General features: G+C 37.4%; 2 protein-coding genes. One reads left to right on the forward strand and one right to left on the reverse strand.

All coding sequences use genetic code 11. The features are described 5' to 3' along the window. Window positions 1-201 (forward strand): IS3 family transposase (locus tag HRT50_RS18260; RefSeq protein WP_291617161.1); only part of this gene is annotated, 201 nt, incomplete at its 5' end. 1,000 nt (window positions 202-1,201) lie between these two features. Here HRT50_RS18260 and HRT50_RS18265 read toward each other — a convergent pair. Further along, a partial coding sequence (locus HRT50_RS18265) for an FAD-binding protein (RefSeq protein ID WP_291617163.1) occupies window positions 1,202-3,754 on the reverse strand: 2,553 nt, incomplete at its 5' end.

Consider the following 3,754-nt stretch of genomic DNA (forward strand, 5'->3'; position numbering starts at 1 on the left):
GGTAATTGTTGGGACAATGCGGTGATGGTATCTTTCTATAGTCGCTTGAAAGTAGAGCTAATTTACGCAGAGCAATACCGCTCGATTGACGAAGCTAAATCAGGTATATTTGAGTACATAGAGGTTTTTTATAACCGTTTACGTAGGCATTCAGCGTTGGGCTATGTCAGTCCGGCTGAATATGAGCGCATTGGCGCATAACCAGTGTCTACTTTTTATGGGTAACACCAATTTGTTAGAATTAACGCTTACAGAACTTTAATATTTAATAATAGAACATAAATAAACTATCATTTAGATAGTTCGATCAGTGAAGAATTGGCTGTTGAGTTTTGATCGTTATTTAATTGTTATTATTTCAATGCCGAAAAATCAGTATTCAGATGCACAGCGGTGTAAATTTCTCGTTGTGTTAGCCGCATCACCTTAAGCCGAGCTGCGTTTTATTCGACTGTCTAATTCCCAATAAATTAGCAGATGATTTGTAAGTTCAGGACTTAGTATAATAGCTTTACTTCTATTTTCGCGGTGTTTACATTGAGATTATTTTGTAAAAGCATCAGGGTTTGATTTTTAATTATTATCAATCGGTTAATTGTAGTTTCCTATATCTTCTACAAACTGGAACGTGCTGATTGCTTAATACATCGATTACCGTCTTTCTTGGGCGTATATTAATTGGCATTACCTGTTTGCAAGCGTTTAATGAGAATCGCTACTTCTTTGGGAAATAATGGCGAGAAATTCTGTTTGAGCAAAGTCATAAGAATAAAAAATTAGATAAAATACGCTTATTGAATTGAGCGGTATGTGCACAATAATCGCTGTCTGATCAAATTTATTAGGATTTAGTTCGGCATAAGTAGTTTTATTAGCCCGATTTAATTTATTGGCAATATTTTAAATATCGTTTCAAGATGAAATAGATTGTTGAGAGTAGACTTTTTGTATTTGGTCGCCACTAGGTTGTCAGAATGTTTGATTTGAGAACTGATATTTTATAGGCCGTTGGCTTACTTTTCTTCGGAAATTAGGCGGATTGTAAAAACCTAACAAGTAAAGATAACTAATCAATAAAATAGCCCTTCATTTAGTTTAGTTACAAACCAAAAAAGAGCTATTAAATATGAGTATCACTGTTACTGCTCTAGTTTCTTTTTATGTCAAAAAATCGCCAGATTAATTTTACCGTGTGCTCAATTTAAATAATTGTTTTCCTTGACCTCAGATGATTCTGTTCATCTTTAGAGTGGTCTGCTTTAATCTGCTTTAATCTGCTATAATTTTCTGCAAAATAAGTTGACGTAGGAATTGTATCATCTTTAAAACTAATAAAAGAACCTGAAGTATTAGGGATATCAAAATCTCGGCTGACTTCCATCCAGTCTAGCGCCGTGTTGATCCGCTGGTAAACATCATTATCTTGTAGTTGTAGTTTTTGTGCTAATTCATTATTCCACCAAGTTTGGTACTGTATAATATATGGACGTGTCTTGTAAGGAAAAGCACTAAGATTATTTTCAGACTCTGTAGAATTATGATAATAATCGCCGGCAATAGCGCCTAAAGTCACATAGTTGAATAGTCCTAGCTTCCGGTTACCTTCTAGAATTAAAGGTGATGTTAAACTTCTTATAAGTGCTACATGACCATCGTCACCATTAGTATCTAAGCCTCCTTCATTAACTAGCCTACAGCTGATTTTATGTGGTGCTGGTTGATCTAAATCAGGCGGGAATGGTGAGCTTTGGTGGCCTTTCAGTAATGCTTTCACATTGTGATAAGACTCTCGATCCCATGCGCCCATCAAGTTATCACCATAATTTGAGCTAGTATTAGCAGTACCATTACCAGTAGTATCATCCATCTTAATGGCTGGTGTGAGTCCAGAAAATTTATCACGGATGAAGCTCTGTAAACTAACCTTATTACCTTCCCAGTAGCCATACATAACACAATTATGAACTTCAGCCTTTAACGCTTCTGGCGTTAACTGATCGCTAGGGACTGTAGAATTTTTACCATTTATTTTCAGGTTGGTGCCAGTTAATCGAGGGGTGTTGGTAGCTGTAATTATAGCTTCCCATCGCTTAAGTATATCAAAGGTGGGGTACGTGCCATCTGTGGGTAGATTCTGCCCAGCATCATATCCATTCCATGTTAATTCGAATTTAATTAGGTTTTGTGGCAAGTCAAATGTTTGTATATAAAATTTAGTGACTATGCCATAACTCAAGCCACCGCCCCCTTTAAGGGCCCATAATAAATCTTTATTTTCAGAACTAGCTGTAACATGAGACAAGGTTCCATCACCTAATATGATATCAACGGCAACCAGAGATTCGCAACACATGCCGTGTTTTCGTGTCCAGGGCCCCCAGCCTCCGCCCATAATAAACCCAGGGATGGAGACTGTAGCACAGGTACCATGAGGGAGCATTTGCCCTTGCTTGGCTAACGCTGTGGTCAAGGTGAGAAAGCGATGTCCTGGACCAATCTCAACAATATTACGACCATTATTATTCATAGTAACATCGCTGATATCATCTAATCCCATTAAATCGAGTAGAATGGTATTGGTGCCACTAGATTCACCAGCATGGTCATGCCCGCCAGTACGAACACTGATCGGAAGTTTAAACTCAATAGCCGCTTTATAGGCTTTTTCAACATCACGTGCAGTAGCACATTTAATGATCGCTAGCGGTTTTTTATGAATGCGGCGGTTAAATAATAAACTGGCCCGATTATATTTAGCAACTTGCTCTACACTGGTTGCTATGGTGGTCCCATCCTCATTATACGTCATATTAGTAATGATCTTATCAGAAGCTATGCCTTCTTCTGTTAATTTGTTGATAAAATCATTAAGATTTTTTGCGTTCACAATGAGCATATCATTAAGAGTCAACGTAGCAGTAAATACATCTTCGGTTGTTTTCTGATCTGTTATATCACTTACTAAACTAGATGAACTCGATGCTTTTAAATAGGAGCCAGGGCCATTTTCGGCCGCAGGATCAGAGGGCATATGCAACTCAACATATAATGTAATATCAGAGTCAAGCTCAGAATCAATCTCAGCGACATAATTTGCATGATAGGTAAAGCCATCTCCACGGTCACAGCGAGGGGTATAAGTTTGATTAACTTCAATTTTTGCTGGCCATAGAAATGAATTACCAGAAACAGAGCCAGGCTGTAATATTAAGGGCATTGGAGAGTCATTTTTGATCGTAATAGTCGCTGTCGTCGGAACTGCTGCTTTAACTGCCTTTTTAGCCTGATCTTTAAATATTGGACCTAGCAGCAGCGCATCTTGATTATCGCTGACTTCTTTGCAATGAGTTGCTATATTTTCTTGAGCGCTAAGTGAATAATCCCAAATTGTAATTGCAGTTAACTCTCCAGTGAAAAATTTTTCAGCTAGACAATTAGCCAGATTTTTACCAATTAATAACCCTTCAACAAACTGATTTGGCAAGTTAATCGGTTTACCTTGTTTGGCAGCAACTTCTTTTCCATTGACCATTATTGATAAATCGTAGTCTTTCTTAGTTACTGACAAATAATGCCATGCATTATTATTTATGCCCCCAGAAATAGTTTGCAAACAAGTTTGTATATTGTCTGACTGGGTTATGAAATTAATTTTACCATCGGCGGTAACATCAATCGAAAAGTAAGTATTGTTTTGTTTTGAGTGGTGCTCAAAAATAGGGCCGTGCTCTGTGGTTTTTAACCAACATTGCAA

The sequence above is a fragment of the Colwellia sp. genome, from assembly GCF_013215345.1.
In the GTDB taxonomy this organism is placed as follows: domain Bacteria; phylum Pseudomonadota; class Gammaproteobacteria; order Enterobacterales; family Alteromonadaceae; genus Colwellia.